Origin of the sequence: Bifidobacterium tissieri (assembly GCF_002259645.1) — a bacterium.
Taxonomy (GTDB): Bacteria; Actinomycetota; Actinomycetes; order Actinomycetales; family Bifidobacteriaceae; genus Galliscardovia; species Galliscardovia tissieri.
In genome coordinates this window covers 43,628-63,381 of sequence record NZ_MWWV01000008.1, presented here as the reverse complement: position 1 = coordinate 63,381, position 19,754 = coordinate 43,628, and the positions used below count along the sequence as shown (strand labels likewise).

Sequence of the window (19,754 nt, the reverse complement as noted above, 5' to 3'; positions counted from 1 at the left end):
CGTGGAACAGGCAGCGTTGGATGCGGGTGTCGGGCCACACGGTCTTCGCGGCCTTCATGATGCCGCCCCCGCCGTCGCACACGAGCACGTCCGGTGGCGCGATGCGCGCCATCAGGCTCTGCCACGCCGCCGACCGCTCGCTTTTGGCGATGTGCCAGCCGATCACGTGCCCGTCGGCGATGGCGATCAGTACCACGGCGTCGCGGTGCAGGTGGATGCCGTCCACATGCACCACGTGACGCACCTCGTCCACCAGGGGCACCGGCGGCCACAGGCCCCACATCAGCTCGCACCGGCGGCGCAACGTGCGGGAGGGCAGGTCGTGCTCGGCCTGCGACCGTTTGGAGAACAGCCAGTCCAGTCCGCACCGCAGGTCACGGGCCCTGTTGTCGCGCGACTGGGTGCGCGAGCTCCCGCAGCCGGCGTCCCGGCACCGCCACCTGACCCGCCCCGAGCTTGTTCTTCCGTTCCGTTTCATCGGCTCGCCGCACACGGCGCAACTGGGTGTGTTCATCCACCCAATCTGCCACGCCAACTCGAAAGCCGCTCAACCGTTGTCCCGAAAGGCCTCACAGCCTGTTCCGGACACACATTCTGGCCGACTTCGAGTTCCCCGCCCATACAACTCGAACAGGGGAAACGCCTACTGCCATAAAGGAAAGCAAGCCGAAACAGACACACATTTTGGCCTATAACCCGGACTCTTACTCTGGGTATTACCGAACGTCTGGGTGTAACCGGGTAGGTTAGCGGTGAAAAAGAGGGTGTTCGTGACATGGTTATACCCAGAGTCGGTGCTCATGACCCGGTTTGACCCAGACCTCTGTCCGGTTTGGCCCAGACCCATGTCCGGTTTGACCCAGCCTCGGTCCGGTGTAACCTACGTCCCTGTCTGGTTTGACTCCGAACGGATCGGGGTTTGATGGTAAGGATCATGTCGGTGGCGGGGCGGTCTTGCCGGTGGTGAGGGCGCTCGATGATCGTAAGCGATGTGGAAACCCACGCGAGTCGTAAGTCACCAGGACCTGCAACTCCAGCGATTTGGCATTCCGCCAAGTTGATACTCCTCTCGATCACCAGATCACGATGCCTCTCCGCCAGTGAGCCGGCATTCGCAGGCTGGTACTTCTCGCAGTCCCGAAAGGTCTGGGACCATGGCCTGCACCGGAAAACGTCGACGCGGCACTCCTCGCAGCCCAGACAGGCCAACATCAAAGGCCAGAGCCCCCAAAAAAGATCGGAGCCACTGACCGACCGACAAGTCTTCCAGCCGAGCTCACACTTTTAGGTAACTCCAAGGTTATTGCATCGTTGTGTCCAGAAAGCAGGAGTTATATAAGAGATGTCAGCGGATGATACCGCGGATGCGGTTCCACGGATGGCTCGGCAACGTCGAGTCAGTCGGTAAGCGAATCGGATAACTGAACCCTTCTTCTCTCTTCCTTTCTCTGATTACCCGGCGGCCAGTCCCCGCCGGGTTTTTCTTTTCCCCCACATTCTGGCCTATAACCCCACATTCTCCACATTCCCAACATTCCCCGTACCGCATCCCGCCGTCCTTGCCGCCCTCGCCGTACCAACTGTGGCCAGACTCATGTGCATACTGGAGCGTATGGCCAAACATCATCGCGACAGAAGCTGGGCTCCGGCACCCAAACCACTTGCCGAGTGGACGATCGACAACCATACGCACGTCAGGTCCGTGGTCCCGTTCTCGCAGGCCATGAGCCACGAGGCCGCCGTCAAAGGACAGCCTCCCGTGCCCGTGTATTCCGAAGGCGAACTGCTGGATATGGCCGCTGCGGTCGGCATCCGTAAGATCGTCGACGTCGGCTGTGAATACCCGAATCTGTCTCGTGCCGTCAGTCTGGCCGAGGAATTCCCCGATCGTGTGCGCGCCGCGCTGGCGATCCACCCCAACGAGGCCGTGCTGCACGGTCATCGTGGAGCGCAGGGCCCGGACGGACTCGAAGTCAAATACAAGCCGTGGCATGACATCGACTTTGACGACGCCATCGCCGAAGTGCATCGTCTGGCGGTCGCTCATGCGGATCTCGTGGTCGCGATCGGCGAGACCGGACTTGATTTCTTCCGCACTGGTGACGCCGCCCGTGAGCATCAGCGCGAGGCGTTCCGCGCGCATATCGCTCTTGCCAAGGAACTGAACCTGCCCATGCAGATCCACGATCGCGACGCACACGCCGACTGCATCGACATCCTGCTCAAGGATGGTTCCCCCGACCGTACCGTATTCCACTCCTACTCGGGCGACGCCGAAATGGGCCGTATCGCGCGCGACAATGGCTGGTATCTGAGCTTCTCCGGCACGGTGAGTTACAAGGGCAACGACGGCATTCGCGAGGCGCTCGCGCTGACGCCGCGCGACCATATCCTCGTGGAGACCGATGCGCCGTATCTGACGTCCATGCCATACCGCGGTCGTACGAACGCGCCGTACATGATTCCGTACACGCTCGCCGCGATGGCCGACGTGCTTGATCTGACGATCGACGAAACTGCCGCGCTTACGCGTGAGAACACCCGTCGGGTGTACGGGATCTGACGGCTGAAAGACTGAAGGGACGACGGCTGTGCAATCCGTCGCGGAGATTGTGGCGAGATGCCACAACGGTGATAATTCGACGCGGCGATCCCCGTCATTCCGGCTATTTTGATTATTTGTCCATTCCGACGCGGATAACTGAAACCCGATATTTTGGATTCGATACATCTGACCTCTATGGTCTGACGTCATAATAATGATGGTCCACGTGACGAGAATCTTGGAAAATCACCGTAGATCGTCGTCGAAAAACCGTATAAAAAACGTTAGATGAACGTTAGTTGTATGCTTCCCGACATTCCTTCCAACTGATTTATCAAATGCTTTCGGCGGTGGTATTGTGTGTATCTTGACTTGAAGGTCACGAGATATTCACAAGGTTTTGCGTGTCCTCGGATGCGCGGAATTGTTGGAGGTTCCAGGTGGCGGAAGAGCTCAGGGACACCGGCGACAAGCCGGCGGACAAGGGAAGAGAACAGGGAGAATCGCGAACGCGAACCCCTAACATATCCGATACATCTACATCCGGTCAGGCGGTTCGATCCAGCCAGACGCAGACGGCGTCGGCATCCGCCGGTGAAACCGGTTCGACATCGTCGGACGAGTCGACGGAGTCGTCGGATTCCGGTCCCGACAAGCATAAACAGGCGGATCAGGATCGGGTAGAAGCATCCGTAAAACCGGTGGAAGCGGGGGCATCAGCGACGGTAGCGCCCGCGGAAACAGTGACGAAGACGACGTCGGTGGCAAAGACGGCAGCAAAGAGCGCCGCGAAACCGACGTCGGCAGCAAAGACCACGACAAAGACTGAGACAAAGGCGGCTGCGAAATCAGCGGCAAAACCAGCAGCGAAATCGGCGGCGAAGGCCGCGGCAAAGACCGCGGCAAAATCGGTTGCATCGGCACCGAAAGCCGCGGCAAAGCCCGCATCGGCAAAGTCTCCGTCAATGAAATCTTCGACAAAGGATTCCAAGGCCCCAACGGCTCCCAAGGATCCAATGACCGCCGAGGACAGCGGATCCCTCATTCCGCCGGTCAGCATCACCAAGGCCCCCAAGACGTCGCATCGCATCGTGACGCCCGAGGAGCGTGAAGAGGCCGAGCGCGCCAAGAAGGCCGCCGCCAAGGCCGCCCGTAAGACGTCACGTGAACCGCGAACCCGCATCGGACACTGGTGGCGCCGTGTGCAGTCCAGCCCGGACCGCGTGAGCTTCGCCATGTGCATCGTGGCGCTCGGCGTGGTCTACGGCGACATTGGCACCTCGCCGCTGTACATGGCCCAGTCGTTCCTCGCCGGACAGGGCGGTATCCAGTACGCCGACCGTGGGTCCGTGCTGGGCATGCTGTCCCTGCTGTTCTGGTCGATCACGCTGATCACCACCATCAAGTACGTGTTCATCGCCATGCGCATCGACAACAAGGGCGAAGGCGGCATCTTCGCGCTGTACAGCATGGTCCGCCGCTACGGCAAGTGGCTCGCGTGGCCGGCCATGATCGGCGGCGCCGCGTTCCTCGCCGATTCCGTGCTCACGCCGGCCGTGTCGATCTCGTCCGCAGTCGAAGGTCTGCAGACCATTCCGCAGCTCGCACCCGTATTCGACGCCAACGAGAACCTCACGCTCATGATCACCGTGGTGATCATCCTCGGTCTGTTCAGCATCCAGTCGCGCGGCACCGAACGCATCGGCAAGGTGTTCGGCACGATCGTGATGATCTGGTTCTCGTTCCTCGCCGTGGTGGGCGTGTTCTCGATCGGTACCGACTGGAGTGTGTTCGAGGCGCTCAACCCGGTCATCGGCATCGACTTCCTGTTGTTCGATCCGAACAACAAGGCCGGACTGGCGATCATGGGCACTGTGTTCCTCGCCACCACCGGTGCCGAGGCGCTCTACTCCGACATGGGCCATGTGGGTCGTGGCAACATCTACACCACCTGGCCGTTCATCAAGATTGCGCTCGTGCTCAACTACTTCGGCCAGGGTGCGTGGATTCTGCGCAACCAGAACAACGAGAGCCTGTACGACATCAAGAGCCTCAACCCGTTCTTCCAGATGATGACGCCGAATCTGCGTTCGGTGGCCGTGGTGCTGTCCGTCGCGGCCGGCGTGATCGCCTCGCAGGCGCTGATCACCGGCGCATTCACCATGGTTTCGGAGGCCACCGGCCTCAACTGGATGCCGCATCTGCAGGTGCGTTATCCGGCCCGAACCCGCGGTCAGCTGTACATTCCGTCGATCAATCTGGTGCTGTGCGTGGCCACGCTGAGCGTGCTCGCCCTGTTCCGCGATTCCGAGCACATCACCGCCGCATACGGTCTGGCGCTCACCATCACCATGATCACCACCACGATCCTGCTCGCCGCTTACATCTGGAACGGGTGGAAGCGCCGCGTGTTCGCGATCGTGTTCGCGATCATCTTCCTCGCCATCCAGACGCTGTTCTTCCTCGCATCCATGTCGAAGTTCCTGCACGGCGGTTGGTTCACCATGCTGCTCACGCTGGCGATCCTCGGCATCATGGTCGTGTGGGATCAGGGCACCAAGGTGGAGCGCTCGCAGCGTCGTCACATGTGGCCCAAGGAGTTTCTGCCCGCGCTCGATGCGCTGCATCGCGACTTCAAGCTGCCGTACTACGCCGACAATCTGGTCTACCTGACGTCCGATCCGGAACTGCGTCGACTCGACACTGACATCTTCTACTCGATCTTCGGCAATCATCCGAAGCGTGCCCGCGCTTGGTGGGCGGTCTCCGTGCAGGTGACCGACGATCCGTTCACGCGCGAGTACTCCGTGGAGAACTTCGGTACGAGCTTCATGTTCCGTGTGCGTATCCGTCTGGGATTCAAGGTGTCGCAGAACGTGGCCACATACCTGCATCAGATCATGCACGATCTGATCAACGACGGCACGCTGCCCAAGCAGTCGAGCATCTATCCGAAGCTCGACGAGGACCCGCAGATCGGCACGATCCAGTATGTACTCGTGCACAAGGCGCTGATGCCCGAGTCGAAGATCACCGAACGCGGTTCCACGCTGCTACGTGTGAAGTACGCGATTCGTCATCTCGCGGGCAGCCCCGCGCAGTGGTTCGGCCTGTCCGCCTACAACCCGGTGGTGGAGGTGCAGCCGCTGTTCCTCTCCACACATAAGGTGCCGGCGCTCAAGCGTGTGGCGTTGCGCAAGTCGAAGCGTCCGATCACGTTGCAGCAGATTCAGGCCGAGCAGCGCGAGGAGGCGGAGAACGCACGCGCCGCAAGGATGGCGGCCGACGATACGCGCCAGTTCGCGGGTGCGCTCGTGCCGCCGTCGGCATCGTCGTCCCCGTCTTCCCCGACTCCGTCCCCGTCCGGCGAGAGTAATCCGGATGCCGTGGGATTGCGTCCGGCCGGTCGCGAGGACGATCCTGTGCACGATGTGCACCGGTATCGGTCCAAGCCCAACTTCGATCTGCGGCCGGCATCCAGCGTGTGATCCGGCACGTGAATGACGTGGGCGGTCCGGCCACGGATGTCTCAGGACATTTCGCGGCGGGGCCGCCCACGATCGTTTGGCTGCCGCAATCGTTCGTTGTCAATGCCGTCATCAATCGTTCGTCGATCGTTATAGCCATGTTCTATAACACCGTGGGCAAGTTGACACGGGAAGCCGGTATGGTGGAAGACTATGTGCAGACTGTTGGGATACGCTACTTCAGGTGATAATCAGAGCCTTGACGACGTGCTGACGTCTTCGCAGCTGGAAACGTTCCAGCAGATGGCGATCATTCACAACGACGGCTGGGGTGCCGCGCTCATCACCGATCCGTACGAGCCCGCCGGCACCAAGGACGGCGGGGCGCCGTCGCCGTCCGCGAATGTGAGCGTGTACAAATCCACGTCGTCCGCCTACGCCGATCCAGTATTCCGTTCGATCGAGTGTCAGGGCGCTCGCGGCGCGCTCTATCATCTGCGTCTCGCATCGTCCGGTCTGCCGCTGATCATGGAGAATCAGCAGCCGTTCTTCGCCGACGGTGTCTCGTTCATTCACAACGGCGATATCAGCGATCTCAATCAGCGCAACATCGTGCGCGCTCCAAAGAAGCCCGTCTCCGAACTCGACATGCTGCGTACCGGTGGCAAGAGCGACTCTGCCGTGTACTTCGCCCTCGTTCTCGCCTACCATCACAAGGGACTGGCCCTGCATGACGCCGTGCGCGAGACGATCCGCGATCTGCGTGCGCAGTATCCGCGGTCGTCGTACAACTGCATGATCCAGACCGGAGACACCTACATCTGCGTGCACGCGGTCGGCAGTCTCAAGCCGGAGAAGGAGATCGAGGAGCTGTACGCGCGATACGGTCAGGTGGAGCACGCGGCCGACTATCGTCGCATCCGGTATCGCGAACTGAAGAACGGCGGTGTGGTGGCCGCCAGTTCCGGATTCGAGCAGCGTGAGCGTGACGGTTGGAAGACCCTGCCGAACAATCACATGATCATCGCGTCCAACCAGACGGGCGAATACGCGATCGAGGAGCTGTAGGGGCTGTAACCATACCCGATGCATCCGTCATCCGTTAGTGTGATCACACTAACTGGTGCAAACATCCCCAAGCCCTACTCCCACTTAGACTCCCGATTCTTAGTGTGATCACACTAACGGGCGTGAAGTTCCCTGAGCCCTACTCCCACTTAGACTCCCAATTCTTAGTGTGATCACACTAAGAACGAAGGACGAAGCCGGGGAAGCCGGGAAGCGGGGATGCGTTGCGCGGTCTATCGATTATTCGTATAGCGTCCGGCACATGTCGGGGGAGCGGGTTGCAGTACGCTCGAGGCATGACGATACGAGCCTTCGATTTTGCCCACCAGGGCACCAAGCCGAATCCCAAGCATGTGCAGAGCCTGCTGAAGTTCTTCGAATCCGGCATCAAAAGCCCCGACAACTACGGTTTCGGTGTGGAGATCGAACATCTGCCCATCCGCAAATCCACCGGCAAGGCGGTGACGTACGCCGAACCGCACGGCATCCGCAACGTGCTGCAGGCGCTTGCCTCACATTACGATCCCACGCGCGAATACTATGAGGACGGCCATCTGCTCGGCCTCGGCAAGCCCGGCATCGCCGTGTCCCTCGAACCGGGCGGACAGATCGAATGTTCGCTGGGCGTGCTCCGTCACGCCGACGATCTTGATGCGCTGTACGCGCAGTTCCGACGCGATCTCGACCCGATCCTCGACCGTTTCGACATCCGACTGATCAACTACGGATACCAGCCCGACACCTCCTACAAGGAGATCGAGATCATCCCCAAGCACCGCTACTACGCGATGCAGAAGTACTTCGCCCGCATCGCCCGCTACGGTTACTGCATGATGCGCGCGTCCGCATCCACGCAGGTGAGTATCGACTACTTCAGCGAGAAGGATTCGATCGACAAGCTGCGTATCGGCACGGCTGTCGGCCCGATCCTCGCGTGGTTCTTCCGCAACACCCCGTTCTTCGAGAAGGAGCCGAATCCGTTCCCGCTGCTGCGTCAGGAGATGTGGGATTGGATCGACCCGCAGCGCACGAACCAGCTGTGGGGTCTGTACGACGACAACTACGATTGGGAGCATTACGCGACCGACGTGCTGACCACGCCCGTGTTCATCGCCGACCTATCGCATACGCCCGAGTACACGGGCGATCGACCGGTGTTCTCCGCGCCGTACGACGATGCGGCCGCGATCTATCCGGATCGTGAGCTCAATCAGGCGGAGATCAACCATCTGATCTCCACGCATTTCAACGATGTGCGACTGAAGAACTTCGTCGAGCTGCGTCACTGGGATTCGCTGCCGGTGGCGCGTGCGCAACGTCTGACGGAGATCGTGTCGAACCTGTTCTACTCGCCGGAGGAGTTCTCGGGACTGCTGTCGTACTTCGACGGTCTGACCTCGCTCGACGTGCGTGAGGCCAAGGCCGATCTGCAGGCGCACGGTGCCGACGCGCATCCGTACGGTCAGAGTCTTGAGTTCTGGCGAGAGTTCCTGCACGCCGAAGGCACGCTCGACACCGAGCCGGGCGATCCGCAGCGTCCGGACGTGTTCCAGAGCTGAGGGCTTGCGAGCCGCGTTGACGACTGGTTGAGCGGGTGGATGCAGATTCGACGGAACAAGGTTCCTTCAAACGAGGTTCCTTTTTTCCCACGAATCCGTGTCCACCCGCTTTCGTGTACCCGTGTATCATCCTTCGCCGTCGTTCGCCATGGCTCCTCGCTCGGCGCACAATACGCGGATATGCCCCATTGAAATACTCAACGGGATACAGTGTGGGGTATGACAGACGTGAAACAGGACGTGAAGAACGGTACCGGGCAGCCGGCCGACAGCGGTATTTCTGGCGGTACGTCCAGTAGCCCTGCCGACCAGACGAATGCCGGGCAGCCGCGTACCGGGCACGTGCATTCGCATTCGCACTCGCATGGTGGAGATCCCGGTGATCCGGGGCACGCCCGTCGACTGATCGCCACGCTCAGTCTCACCGGCACGGTGTTCCTCGCCGAGGTGATCGGCGCGGTCATCACGGGCAGCCTCGCCCTGATGGTCGACGCGGGCCATATGCTCACCGACATCTCGGTGCTGACCGCGTCCACCATCACCGCCATCCTGATGCGACGCAAACCCAATTCGGAACGCACATGGGGCTGGGCGCGACTCGAGGTGATCACCGCCGCCGGAGGCGCGCTCGCCCTGATGGCCGTTGGTCTGTACGCGCTCATCGAAGCGGTCATGCGACTGTTCGGCAATGGCGAGGAAGTGCAGGACCCGTTCCTGCTGCTCATCTTCGGCATCATCGGTCTGGCGGCGAATCTGGGATCGCTGGTCATTCTGATCGGCGACCGCAAGGCGAACATGAACATGAAGGCCGCGTTCCTGGAGGTGGCCAACGATGCGCTCGGCTCGGTGGCGGTCGTCGTGTCCGCCGTGCTCGTCATGACCACTGGATGGGGGAATTTCGATTCGATTGCCGGCGCGATCATCGCGTTGCTGATGATTCCGCGTGCCGGCAAGCTGCTGCACTCCAGTATGAAGGTGCTGCTTGAGGAGACCCCGGAAGGACTGGATCTGGAGGAGGTCCGCACGCATCTGAGCAATGTGGAGCATGTGGTGAACGTACACGATCTGCACGCCAACACCGTGGCTACAGGCATGCCGACGCTCAGTGCGCATGTGGTGGTGGACGCCGACACGATCGGCGACTACGAGGCGATCCTCACTTCGTTGCAGTGCTGCGTGCGCGACCATTTCCCCGTTTCGGTGGAGCACTCCACGTTCCAGATCGAACCGGAGGGATACACCAACATCCGCGACGGCGTCTTTCATGATTAGATTGCCGCCGGTACCGGTGGTACCGGTTGCGTCTCGTTCTTTTTCTTAGTGTGATCACACTAAGGGCGAGCGAGGTATGGGTGAGGGGGTACAGTTCGGTGAATGAACCATACCCCTCACCCATACATGGTGGAAAGTTCTGTCGTATGGTGGGAAATGGTGAAACCATGGCAAAAGGTTTCCGTCTGTACCAGAGAATTTTTGCTAGAAATTCCTTTCGGCTTTCTGTAGTAAAAACCTCTGATTTCTAGGCGGTGTTTTGATGGAGGATTGCTTTAATTATTTACAACGGGATCCATCTTGTGGCTAGCGGATGCCAGCGAAGGTTGGGATTTTCCTTTACTGCTCGTGCCACATAGGTTTGGAGTGGCTCATTGTGCCTATTTCTGGATTTTTGACTGATATTAGGGACGAACCTAATTTCGCCAGTTTCTAAGAAAATACGTCCTGCACTTGTGATCATGAGAGCGTGGCTCATCTTCCCACTATTTGACCAATCAACATAAATGAGACTTCCGGTGTCCATGCGTATGTCATCAAAGATGTTATATGCATTTTTCTTCATGTACTGGTAGCTTGCTTCGGCATTGTGCCAAGTATAACCATTGCGAAACATGATGGTTGGCTTCCAATTTAATGAATTATAGGGAGCATAATCGTAGAGTTGATATTGTAGTCCCCCTGCATGAACTGCTTGAGAAAGAAAATTTGTACAATCATGTAGTTCCCCATTGTATGGATAATCTGAATTGTAATCTTCTCTCTCATCCCCATCATATGGGGGGAGCGGTCCATTTAAGAGCATAGTCAGCGGATAATTGAGGTTCCACCACGGGCTTTGCTCCTGCGTATGGGTGAGGTGGCAAAGACATATCGGTAGAGTTAAGCTGGGTAAGTACTTGCTCTGATGTAAGGCCGGGATCAGAGGAAATATCCAATGGCGCAGAAGATGAAGGTGACGATGCTACGTCGGTTTCTTCCTCGGGAACTAGAGTATCGGACGTGATCGTGTATGTATGGCCCGTTATTTTCTTCAGAATGATATTGTGTATATCGGTACTTGAGGAATAGTCGGTATGTTGTCCGTCCTCTGCACGATATTCATATGTGATTACGGTAGTCATTTCAGTGGCTATTTTCATATCGGATCCGTCGCGCGAAGCTGTGAGAACCTTGGTATCTATTTCAGCATTTTGAATGTGCATGCCTGAATTTATGTAGGTATCTCTCAGATAACCTACTTGATCTTCTGCCAATGAGTTGATGTTAGATTCTCTATCGCTGTTATTGTCAGACTCGTAAACCATTTCGAGCTGTTTTATGTAGTCGGTAAGAGACTTCTGGGCGGCGGTATCACTGTCGAACGCTGTAGTATCAGTACTTTGCGAGTCCAATTGTGACGCATTTGTCGCGGCGATGGTCAATGGAAAACTAAAAAAAATTGCGATGATGAATGACGCTAAGAGCGACATTGTTTTTTGGGTATACCCTCTCATAGGGTCGGTTCCCTTCTATTATAGATAGACAAGAATACTTCAGTTGTGTTGTTTGGAGTTCGCGGAACCCTAGGCCTGTCTATGCGCTGAATTAAGAATCGGGAGAATGCGGATAGTTTATTGGGAGCTAGCGCCCTGTTAAAGTGCTAGTTTTATCGAAAGGAGCGAATACAACTACGTATTCATAAATATATTTACAGTATGACAGGGGACATCGACAAGAAGGTGCCCGTGGGATATGCCGCGTTCTGCGTCCGTTCCTGCATCGGTAATGAGAACTCGTTTTTGACCTGCCGCTGGATATGGGTGAGGGGTGCGGTTCGGTGAATGAACCGCACCCCTCACCCATGCATGGTGGAAGGCTCCTGTCTGTTGTCTGTGACCTCTGCGCGTAATTGTTTACAGCGTGTATGTGTAGTCGCAGGACTTGGCAAGATCGCGGTCCTCGGTCACGATCACCACGCAGTGATCATCCTTGCGCGTGAGGGAGCGCAGCAGCTTCAGCACCTCGTCCCGTCCATCGTCGCCCAGCTGACCGGTCGGCTCATCCGTCAGGATCACGGCCGGCTCGCAGGACAGGGCGCGGGCGATGGCCGCCTTGCGACGGTCCACCTCGAGCAGATCGGTCACGCGAACGTCATTCTTCTCGTCAGGAAAGCCGACGTTTTCGAGCAGTTCCGCGGCGAGGATCGGCTTGGCCTTGAGGAAGTTGCGGCCCGACGCCTCCATAGCCATCACGATGTTCTCCACCGCGCTCAGATACGGCAGCAGCGCATATTTCTGCGAGACGATGCCCACAAAATGACCGCGGTACTCCTGCGGCATGAGCTCCAGTAGATCCTGACTCTTGAACATCACCTTGCCGTCGGTCGGGCGCATCAGACCGGACAGCAGCCCCATCATGGCCGCGTGCTCGGATTCGGCATCGACCAGCACCGCATGCGTCTTGCGGGAGTAGAACTCCATGCTCACATCGTGAAGCACGTCGCCGCCCTTGCGGTCCGGCGCGTAGGAGGCGTGCTTGAGCGCCAGCACCGGATACGCCTTGAACTTGAACGCGTCCTTGTGACGGATCTCATGATCGATGTGCTTCGCGGTGGATTCCGCCTCCACTACTTCGACGGATTCGACCGGGAGCGTCTTGACGGCCGACGTGGTTGCTGCGCCGTCTGCCTTATCGGCCTTATCTGCGTCGGAATCGTCGACGTCGGACTCGGATTCGGCGTTGTCGGCGTCGGATTCGCTAGACGTTTCGGATGCATCGGCATCCGCGTCGGCCAAGGATGCCGATGCATCGTCGCCGTCATCCGTGCCGTCCGTACTGGCCGTACCGGAATCGGCGCCATCCGCGTCATCCACATCATCGAACACGATGTCGAACTTGGTGATCACATCGTCGTTGGCGTTTGCCGCAGTGGTATCCGCAGCGTTCTCCACCGTCTTGTCAGTCGTCTCGTCGATCTTCTTGTCGTCGCTCATCGGGTCTCCTCCATTCGCGATCCCAGCATCGTCGCCGCCTTGGTCAGATTCGCACGCACCAGGCAGATCACCATCGTCACGGCCAGCGTGCCCAGACCGATCCACACCATCGTCCAGATGGTACCGGCGTTCACGGCCGCATCCGTACCCGCCGCCAGCGCGTTCGACAGCGGCTTGGCGGCGAAGAATCCGCCGACCGTGCCCGCGATCCAGCCGATCAGGATCGGCAGCAGATTCTCCAGCGAGAACTGCCATCCGATGCGTCCGCGCGTCACGCCGACCATGGTCAGGAAACTCACCTCGCCGGTGCGCGCCCGGCCGATGCCCCACACGATCAGCAGCAGCGCGATCACGCCGCCGGCCACGAACAGTGCGATCATGCCCATACGCACCTTGCCGGCACCGCTCTTCAACGGATCGATCTTCTCGTTGTACTTGTTGATCGTGGGCGACGAGATTATGTAATCCGTGCTCAGACCGGCCTTGCGCACCGCCGTTTCGAACTTCGAATAATCGGCCGGGCTCTGCAGCACCATCGCGATGTCAAGCAGATTATTGGTGGCGGTGGTGTCCACGCCGGTCAGACCCGCGGACATGGTGACCGCCGTGCTGGCAAGCAGCGTATTGTCCTGATCGATGCCGGTCTGCGCCTCGGATGCCGTGGACTTGGTCTTGTAGATGCCCGCGATCTTGACCTCCAGTGGCTGGCTTGCATCAGTCGGATTGGCGAGCTTGATCGTGTCGCCCACCTTCAGATTGTTCTTGGTGGCCAGCGCCTGCGGAACCAGCACGCTGCTGGCCGCATTCTCGTCGTTGTTGGAATCGTAGCTGAGATCCTTGCCCTGGACCACGGTGTACGAACCGTTGAGACTGTCGGCCACGGCATCGGCGTCGGAGAAACCGGTGATCGCCAGCTGGGCGCCGTCCTTCGTGGCGGACAGGCCGTCGATGCTCACCTTCGCCGTCTCACCGGAATGCGCGTTCGCCAGCTGCACGCCGGCGTTCGTCGCCTTCTCCACATACTCCGAATAGTTCTCCCAGGACAGGTTGTACTTCGTCCAATCCACCTTGCTGGCGTCACCGCCCTCCTTGGCGATGATGCGGTTGCGGTCGACACGGAACACGACCGACGGCGTCAGCGCGTTGTAGGTGGTCGTAGTCGCCGTGTTCGCGGCGTCGAGTATGGACAGACTCACGATCGAGCCGAACGATACGGCCACGGCGGTCAGGACCAGCAGTATGGTTTGCGCCTTGTGGCGCCCCATCGCTGCCCATGTGTTCTTCAGGACGAACATGTACTTCTCCAGTTCCGTTTACAGTGTCGGCCGATCGTTCATGCCGCCGCGCTCGCGATTGTTGCGGATATCCGATACGGAGGCTCGGATGTTCGAATGCGAATGCCAGCGTGCGTCAAGGCAGAATACGGCCCTTGTTCACTATGGGCACAGTATGTGTGCGTTCGCTGTTCCCTTTCTAGGCTACTCCTGTGGAAAAACTGGGAGATTTCTGATGGGGCGGGTGATTGCGGGTGGCCATGGGGTGCATCAGGCCGGTTAGTGTGATCACACTAACAACGCGGGGATGGACCGGCCAAGACCCGGGCCTGTGGGTGGTTCTAAGATGGGCGATATGATTCCAAACTTTGATGAAATCGATGATCTGCACCGCAAGTACGCGCCCTCGCAGGAAGCCTACGAGCTGGTGTACCGCCACTGCATGATCGTGGCGAACATGGTGCGTGAGATCTGCCGCTTCCGCAACCGTCTGTACGTGCAGGCCGACGTGCTGGGCAAGGACCTGATCCAGCAGTACACGACCAAGGCCCCCACCCGTCTGCTCGACACCGACAAGGCCGTCGTCGGCGCACTGCTGCACGACATCGGCACCTACGAGGTCATCGACAACGACGGCACCAACGGAGAGCCCGTCTCGTTCAACCGCGACCGCTACATCCTGCACGGTCTGGCCGGCTACGACATCCTCAAGGCCGAGGGCGTGGACGAGGAGATCGCCCAGTTCTGCCGCAACCACACCGGCGTGGGCATCACCAAGGAGATGGTGGAGCAGCAGCATCTGCCGCTGCCTGTTGCCGACTACGTGCCGCGCACTACCGAGCAGGAGATCGTGATGTACGCCGACAACTTCAACAGCAAGTCCGCGCCGCCGCGTTTCGTGACCGCCGCCAAGGCGATCCAGCGTTGCGCCAAGTTCGGTAAGGCGAACGAACAGCGCATGCGCGATCTGGTCGGCATCTACGGCGAGCCGAAGGGCCTCAAGGAGATGGCCGAGCAGTATCACATGGTGCTCATCGACGCCAAGTGACCGCAGCGATCGCCGAGTAATCATTGCCGCGGATGATCGTCGGATATCGATAGGCGACAGCGATTCGTCGTTGCCGATGACTGCCGATATCTGCTGTTATCTGGCACCGGATCTGGGCTTTCCGGCCTTTTCGAGGCTCGAGAGCCCAGATTTTTTGCGTTCTGAATACCCATCCCGCCGCGTTGTTGACTATGCTAGTGATTCGGCCAAAACGTATGTGGCGCGGATCGCTATGAATCTACTATGTGGTATCACGCATCGCCTCGTATTATTTGGCGCATATATTTGACGATTTGACATATAGAGAACGACCAGAGAGAACACCATGACAACCAGCCAATCTGGCGAAGCGGCCACCGGCGAATCGACCGCGACCGTTGCGGACGGAACCGGCGAGGAAACCCCGAAGGGCCCGCATACGCACGCCATTCACACCAGTCTTAAGCGCGGCATGGAAGCCCGCCATCTGCAGATGATCTCGCTTGGCGGCGTGATCGGCACAGGTCTGTTCCTGAGCTCCGGATATACGATCCATCAGGCCGGTCCGATCGGCACGATCCTTGCGTATGCGATCGGCGCGGTGATCGTCTATCTGGTCATGCTGTCATTGGGCGAGCTGTCGGTGGCCATGCCGGTCACTGGATCATTCCACGTCTACGCGGACAAGTTCATCGGACCCGCCACGGGCTTCGTGGTCGCGATCCAGTACTGGCTTACTTGGACGGTGGCGCTCGGATCGGAGTTCACTGCCGCCGGACTGCTCATGCAGCGATGGTTCCCCGGCACGCCCACGTGGATATGGAGTGCGGCGTGCATTGTGCTGATCTTCGTGTCGAACGCGCTGTCTGTGCGGTTCTTCGCGGAGACCGAGTTCTGGTTCGCGTCGATCAAAGTGGTGGCCATCTGCGCGTTCATCCTGATCGGCGGTCTGGCGATCTTTGGTGCGCTGCCGGTGCATGGCTACGATCATGCGCCGCTGTTCCACAATCTGGTGAAGGACGGCACGTTCCCGAACGGATTCATGCCGGTGTTCGCCACGATCCTGACGGTGAACTTCGCGTTCTCCGGCACCGAGCTGATCGGCGTGACCGCGGGTGAGACGCGCAACCCTGAGGTGGCCGTGCCCAAGGCGATCCACACTACGCTGTGGCGTCTGGTGCTGTTCTTCATCGGTTCGATCGTGGTCATGTCGGCGCTGATCCCGTGGCAGGATGCCGGCGTGGATGAAAGCCCGTTCGTGCTCGTGTTCAACAGCATTGGTCTGCCGTTCGCCGGCGACATCATGAACTTTGTGGTGCTCACCGCGGTGCTGTCCGCGGCGAACTCCGGTCTGTATGCCACCACGCGCATGGTGTGGTCGCTGGGTCACGAGCGCATGATCCCCGTGTGGTTCGCCAAGACGAACCGTCGAGGCGTGCCGATGCTTGCCCTGTGCGCGTCCATGGCCGGTGGCCTGCTGGCGTTGCTGTCGTCCGTGGTGGCGGCGAGCACGGTGTATCTGGTGCTTGTGGGCATTTCCGGTCTGTCCGCCGTGGTGGTGTGGATCGCGATCGCCTACTGCCAGATCGTGTTCCGCAAGCGTTGGATCGCCGAAGGACACAGCGTGGATGAGCTCAAGTACCGTACGCCCGGTTATCCGTGGACGTCGTGGGGCGCGTTCATCCTGTGCACGGTGTCGTTCTTCCTGGTGTTCTTCGACGTGGAGCAGCGGTTCGCGCTGATCGCCGAGCTGATCTTCCTGGTGGCCTGTTACGGCATCTACTTCCTCAAGCAGCGGTTCGCCAAGCCGAGCGAAGTGGTGGATGTGCCCGATGACAAGCCTTGGATGGTCAAGGACTGAATTGTTGTTGATTCGTTGAGGTTGATCGGGTAGCCGGGGTTCCAGAGCTGGGCCTTGGCTGTTTGACCGTGACTGGTTGCCCTCTGTGGGACGTTCCTATGGAATCGTTATGGGTCGTTCCGGCAGAGGGCTTTCTCATGCCTCAATCATGCAGGCCGATACTGCGATGATTCGATGATTCAGGCACCTATCTCCGAGTTCTGTGCGTTTTTCGTTGTTTGCAGACACCTATCGTTGAGTTCTGTGCGTGTTTGGCGGCAGATTCCGAGTATGGGTGTTGCAATTTCAACGGTCATACTTTGCATTCTCGTCTGGGACCGCACAGAACTCGGAGATTGGTGTCTGCAAGACCCCGCAATCCGCACAGAACTCGAGGATTGTCCCTTGCGGACTCCAAATTTCGATGTTGAGCCCATCAAAGGGCCGGGCCAGCCGTTGGCTGAGTTGACTTAGTTACCGCAGACGAAGCGATAGAGCGCCCAGCCTTTGGCATGGTCGCCGTAGTTGCCGTAGTCGTCGACCTTGATCAGCGTGCCATCGTTCACGTATCGCGCGATCAGATCCTCGTTGTGGAACGGATCATACTGCTGCTTGAACGTGAACAATTGCAGGCTGGCCGCCTGCGGGCCCATCGCCAGGAAATACGCGCCAGCGTCGCCGCCCACCGGGCATACCGTATCCAGCACGCGACGGCTGTCGCCGGATGCGAACGCGTCCTCAACCTCGCCGAAGATCGCGCCGTTCTTGGTGTGCTGCGGGTTATACACCGGGTAGAGCATGTTCGCGTCGAACAGCGTGCTCGCATACATCGAGCCGTTCATCGGGTCGGAGATCACCGCGGCCCGCGTGCCGGTCGTCGCCACCATGCGACGCATCGCATCGTACTTGTCCGCAGTGAGCTGCTCGTACTGATCGGGCTTGTCGTAGCTGGCGTTCCGTGTGATCTCCTCGCTCATCGTGGCGCGAATGGGATTGCTGATTTGCGTGAGAACCATGGCCGCGGTCATCGACACGACCAGTACGATCGCAACGACAGCGGAGACGATGGGGGGCAGGCTGCTGGGGATGCGCGGGTCATCGGTGCCGTTGCCGCGCACGTGCTGGGCGCTGCGGATATCGGGAATGCCGAGGGCGTCGCGCGTTGGTGACGCCTTGACCAGTGCGAATTCGGTCACGGCGCGTTCCACGCAGGACAGGCCGAACGCCAGCAGCGGCAGCAGCACGAACGGGAACATCGTCACTGTGCGGGCGTCCGAGCGGTACCAGGGCGCGGTGAGAATGTTCGGAATCGCGCCGGTGAGCGACGCGCTGCACACATACACAATGATCACGAACGCGTAGCCCAACGTCAGGGCGATGCCGTCGCGCAGACGATTGCCGGCGAATCCGAGCGCGGCGATAACGGCGGCGATCAGGGCAAGGAACATGAACGCGCCGGCCACGGGATTGCCGCCGATCGTGCCGCTGGACAGGGACGACAGGTGGTCGCTGAACGCGGTCCACAAGGCTTCAGGCACGGTTTTGGTGGGGACGAATGTGTGGAACCAGGCACCGGGATCCGCATACCGGTTCGACGGGTAGAAGTTGATCATGAACGCGAGGAACGCGCCCGCGCCCACGATCATCAGCACGAACACGGCCAGGATGAACTTCCACGGCAGGCGGGTGAGGATGAACGGCAGAATGAGCAGTGCGTAGGTGAAGACAACGCGGGGGTGGGCCGCCACGCACAGCAGGCCGGTTGCCGCGGTGCTCAGCGCGGTCAGGAACAGTGGGCGAAGGGTTATTGCGCTGAGGCGGTGGCCGCGTGGCGCGTGGATCAGCGCGGTGAGGGCGTCGAGGAAGCGCAGGGAGCAGTAGAGCAGGAATGGGAGCAGCGTGCTTGCCAGACCGAACGCGATCAGCGGACCCGAGTAGAGCATGTGGAACGGGTGCGAGGCCGAGGCCACGGCCAGTAGGGGGATTAGCAGGTTCGCGACCATGCGAGTGATCGGGGTGGCGGTGCGCAGGAAGTATGAGCAGAGCAGCAGCATGCCCGCCGGCCACAGCAGACCGGAGGAGGTGATCCATACCACGTCAAGTGCGGTGAACACGCTGAGGTGTACGCCGAACAGGGCGGCCAGCTTGACTGTGGAGGCCGCGAGCAGATGGAACAGTGGGGGATAGTAGCCGCCGTTCGGCAGTAGTGACAGCGCCTTGGCCGGCCCCTGTTCCAGCAGCTCCCGGATGAAGTAGTAATGGGCTGGGGCGTCGATGCCTTGGATCGGACTGTTCCAGATGCCGCGGGGGAACCATGCCAGCACGATGAGAAACGCGAGCGCAACGCCTACGATCCCCGCGATGCGGGCGGCAAGGGTGATCTTGGGCGCGAGCGTGTCTGAGGCAGGGGTTTGGGGTTGCGTGGTTGCGCGGCCATCGCGGGGCCTGGGCGCGGTTTCGGGAGCAGCCTCGGTTGGGGTGGGGGTGGTGGCTTCTTCCGGGACGGGGGCGATGCTCTTCGAGGTGTTGGGGTTGGTGCCGGCTGCGGTGACAGCCTTCGGTGCGGTGGTCGGTGCCGCGCTCGGAGCATCCGAGGGTTCAGAGGTTTCAGGGGCCTGCGTCGAAGTCATACGCCCACCCTATCGTGCCCGCCGAATCGGGGTTGCTGTGTCTGGGGTCGTGCCGGTTTTCACTGTAGCTTTGGTTCCGGCGGTTCATTGCCAAGGC

Annotated in this window: 14 protein-coding genes; 7 read left to right on the top strand and 7 right to left on the bottom strand. The window is 59.6% G+C overall.

Going from position 1 to position 19,754, the window contains the following annotated elements:
* Window positions 1–514 (bottom strand): transposase-like zinc-binding domain-containing protein (locus tag BTIS_RS06960; RefSeq protein WP_143248896.1); only part of this gene is annotated, 514 nt, incomplete at its 3' end.
* Between the two features lie 1,098 nt (window positions 515–1,612).
* Here BTIS_RS06960 and BTIS_RS06955 point away from each other — a divergent pair.
* Window positions 1,613–2,563, top strand: coding sequence for a TatD family hydrolase (locus BTIS_RS06955; RefSeq protein WP_094663984.1), 951 nt, complete (start codon window positions 1,613–1,615; stop codon window positions 2,561–2,563).
* Between the two features lie 652 nt (window positions 2,564–3,215).
* Here BTIS_RS06955 and BTIS_RS11695 read toward each other — a convergent pair.
* A complete protein-coding gene (locus BTIS_RS11695; protein ID WP_143248895.1) occupies window positions 3,216–3,536 on the bottom strand; it encodes a hypothetical protein in 321 nt (106 codons plus the stop codon).
* A gap of 25 nt (window positions 3,537–3,561) precedes the next feature.
* Here BTIS_RS11695 and BTIS_RS06950 point away from each other — a divergent pair, with 25 nt between their 5' ends.
* From BTIS_RS06950 to BTIS_RS06935, 4 genes are all read left to right on the top strand, one after another.
* Window positions 3,562–6,033 carry a KUP/HAK/KT family potassium transporter gene (locus BTIS_RS06950; RefSeq protein ID WP_245819352.1) on the top strand — a complete coding sequence of 824 codons (2,472 nt, stop codon included), beginning with the start codon at window positions 3,562–3,564 and terminating at the stop codon, window positions 6,031–6,033.
* A gap of 192 nt (window positions 6,034–6,225) precedes the next feature.
* Window positions 6,226–7,080, top strand: a complete 855-nt coding sequence (locus BTIS_RS06945) for a class II glutamine amidotransferase (RefSeq protein ID WP_094663980.1) — start codon at window positions 6,226–6,228, stop codon at window positions 7,078–7,080.
* Window positions 7,081–7,376: 296 nt separating this feature from the next.
* Window positions 7,377–8,639 carry a glutamate-cysteine ligase family protein gene (locus tag BTIS_RS06940; RefSeq protein ID WP_094663978.1) on the top strand — a complete coding sequence of 421 codons (1,263 nt, stop codon included), beginning with the start codon at window positions 7,377–7,379 and terminating at the stop codon, window positions 8,637–8,639.
* A 219-nt stretch (window positions 8,640–8,858) separates the two neighbouring features.
* Complete coding sequence (locus BTIS_RS06935) at window positions 8,859–9,911, top strand: cation diffusion facilitator family transporter (RefSeq protein ID WP_094663976.1); 1,053 nt, start codon at window positions 8,859–8,861, stop codon at window positions 9,909–9,911.
* Window positions 9,912–10,194: 283 nt separating this feature from the next.
* On the opposite strand, the gene BTIS_RS12310 is transcribed toward BTIS_RS06935, so the two are convergent.
* From BTIS_RS12310 to BTIS_RS06920, 4 genes are all read right to left on the bottom strand, one after another.
* Entirely contained in the window at window positions 10,195–10,716 is a 522-nt protein-coding gene (locus tag BTIS_RS12310; protein WP_094663974.1) for an amidase domain-containing protein, read from the bottom strand.
* On the bottom strand, window positions 10,685–11,407 hold the full coding sequence (locus BTIS_RS11690) for a hypothetical protein (RefSeq protein WP_143248894.1): 723 nt from the start codon (window positions 11,405–11,407) through the stop codon (window positions 10,685–10,687). Before BTIS_RS11690 ends, BTIS_RS12310 begins: the two co-directional genes overlap by 32 nt.
* 399 nt (window positions 11,408–11,806) lie before the next feature.
* Window positions 11,807–12,886 (bottom strand): ATP-binding cassette domain-containing protein, encoded by a 1,080-nt coding sequence (locus tag BTIS_RS12230; protein WP_094663972.1) that lies wholly within the window; start codon window positions 12,884–12,886, stop codon window positions 11,807–11,809.
* Window positions 12,883–14,181 carry an ABC transporter permease gene (locus BTIS_RS06920; RefSeq protein WP_094663970.1) on the bottom strand — a complete coding sequence of 433 codons (1,299 nt, stop codon included), beginning with the start codon at window positions 14,179–14,181 and terminating at the stop codon, window positions 12,883–12,885. The genes BTIS_RS12230 and BTIS_RS06920 overlap by 4 nt, the downstream gene beginning before the upstream one ends.
* A gap of 325 nt (window positions 14,182–14,506) precedes the next feature.
* Between BTIS_RS06920 and BTIS_RS06915 the strand changes: the two genes are divergently transcribed.
* Together BTIS_RS06915 and BTIS_RS06910 are read left to right on the top strand one after the other, a co-directional pair.
* A complete protein-coding gene (locus BTIS_RS06915; protein WP_094663968.1) occupies window positions 14,507–15,208 on the top strand; it encodes an HD domain-containing protein in 702 nt (233 codons plus the stop codon).
* A gap of 325 nt (window positions 15,209–15,533) precedes the next feature.
* Window positions 15,534–17,048 carry an amino acid permease gene (locus BTIS_RS06910; protein WP_094663966.1) on the top strand — a complete coding sequence of 505 codons (1,515 nt, stop codon included), beginning with the start codon at window positions 15,534–15,536 and terminating at the stop codon, window positions 17,046–17,048.
* A gap of 449 nt (window positions 17,049–17,497) precedes the next feature.
* On the opposite strand, the gene BTIS_RS06905 is transcribed toward BTIS_RS06910, so the two are convergent.
* Window positions 17,498–19,657, bottom strand: a complete 2,160-nt coding sequence (locus BTIS_RS06905; protein ID WP_094663964.1) for a DUF6541 family protein — start codon at window positions 19,655–19,657, stop codon at window positions 17,498–17,500.
* Window positions 19,658–19,754 lie beyond the last annotated feature (97 nt).

Bases quoted from the DNA above. Each gene is read 5' to 3' on its own strand.
- BTIS_RS12310 (WP_094663974.1), bottom strand. From the start codon at position 10,716: ATGCTCTTAAATGGACCGCTCCCCCCATATGATGGGGATGAGAGAGAA.
- BTIS_RS11690 (WP_143248894.1), bottom strand. From the start codon at position 11,407: ATGAGAGGGTATACCCAAAAAACAATGTCGCTCTTAGCGTCATTCATC.
- BTIS_RS06955 (WP_094663984.1), top strand. From the start codon at position 1,613: ATGGCCAAACATCATCGCGACAGAAGCTGGGCTCCGGCACCCAAACCA.
- BTIS_RS06905 (WP_094663964.1), bottom strand. From the start codon at position 19,657: ATGACTTCGACGCAGGCCCCTGAAACCTCTGAACCCTCGGATGCTCCG.
- BTIS_RS06940 (WP_094663978.1), top strand. From the start codon at position 7,377: ATGACGATACGAGCCTTCGATTTTGCCCACCAGGGCACCAAGCCGAAT.
- BTIS_RS06910 (WP_094663966.1), top strand. From the start codon at position 15,534: ATGACAACCAGCCAATCTGGCGAAGCGGCCACCGGCGAATCGACCGCG.
- BTIS_RS06915 (WP_094663968.1), top strand. From the start codon at position 14,507: ATGGGCGATATGATTCCAAACTTTGATGAAATCGATGATCTGCACCGC.
- BTIS_RS06920 (WP_094663970.1), bottom strand. From the start codon at position 14,181: ATGTTCGTCCTGAAGAACACATGGGCAGCGATGGGGCGCCACAAGGCG.
- BTIS_RS12230 (WP_094663972.1), bottom strand. From the start codon at position 12,886: ATGAGCGACGACAAGAAGATCGACGAGACGACTGACAAGACGGTGGAG.
- BTIS_RS06950 (WP_245819352.1), top strand. From the start codon at position 3,562: ATGACCGCCGAGGACAGCGGATCCCTCATTCCGCCGGTCAGCATCACC.
- BTIS_RS06945 (WP_094663980.1), top strand. From the start codon at position 6,226: ATGTGCAGACTGTTGGGATACGCTACTTCAGGTGATAATCAGAGCCTT.
- BTIS_RS06935 (WP_094663976.1), top strand. From the start codon at position 8,859: ATGACAGACGTGAAACAGGACGTGAAGAACGGTACCGGGCAGCCGGCC.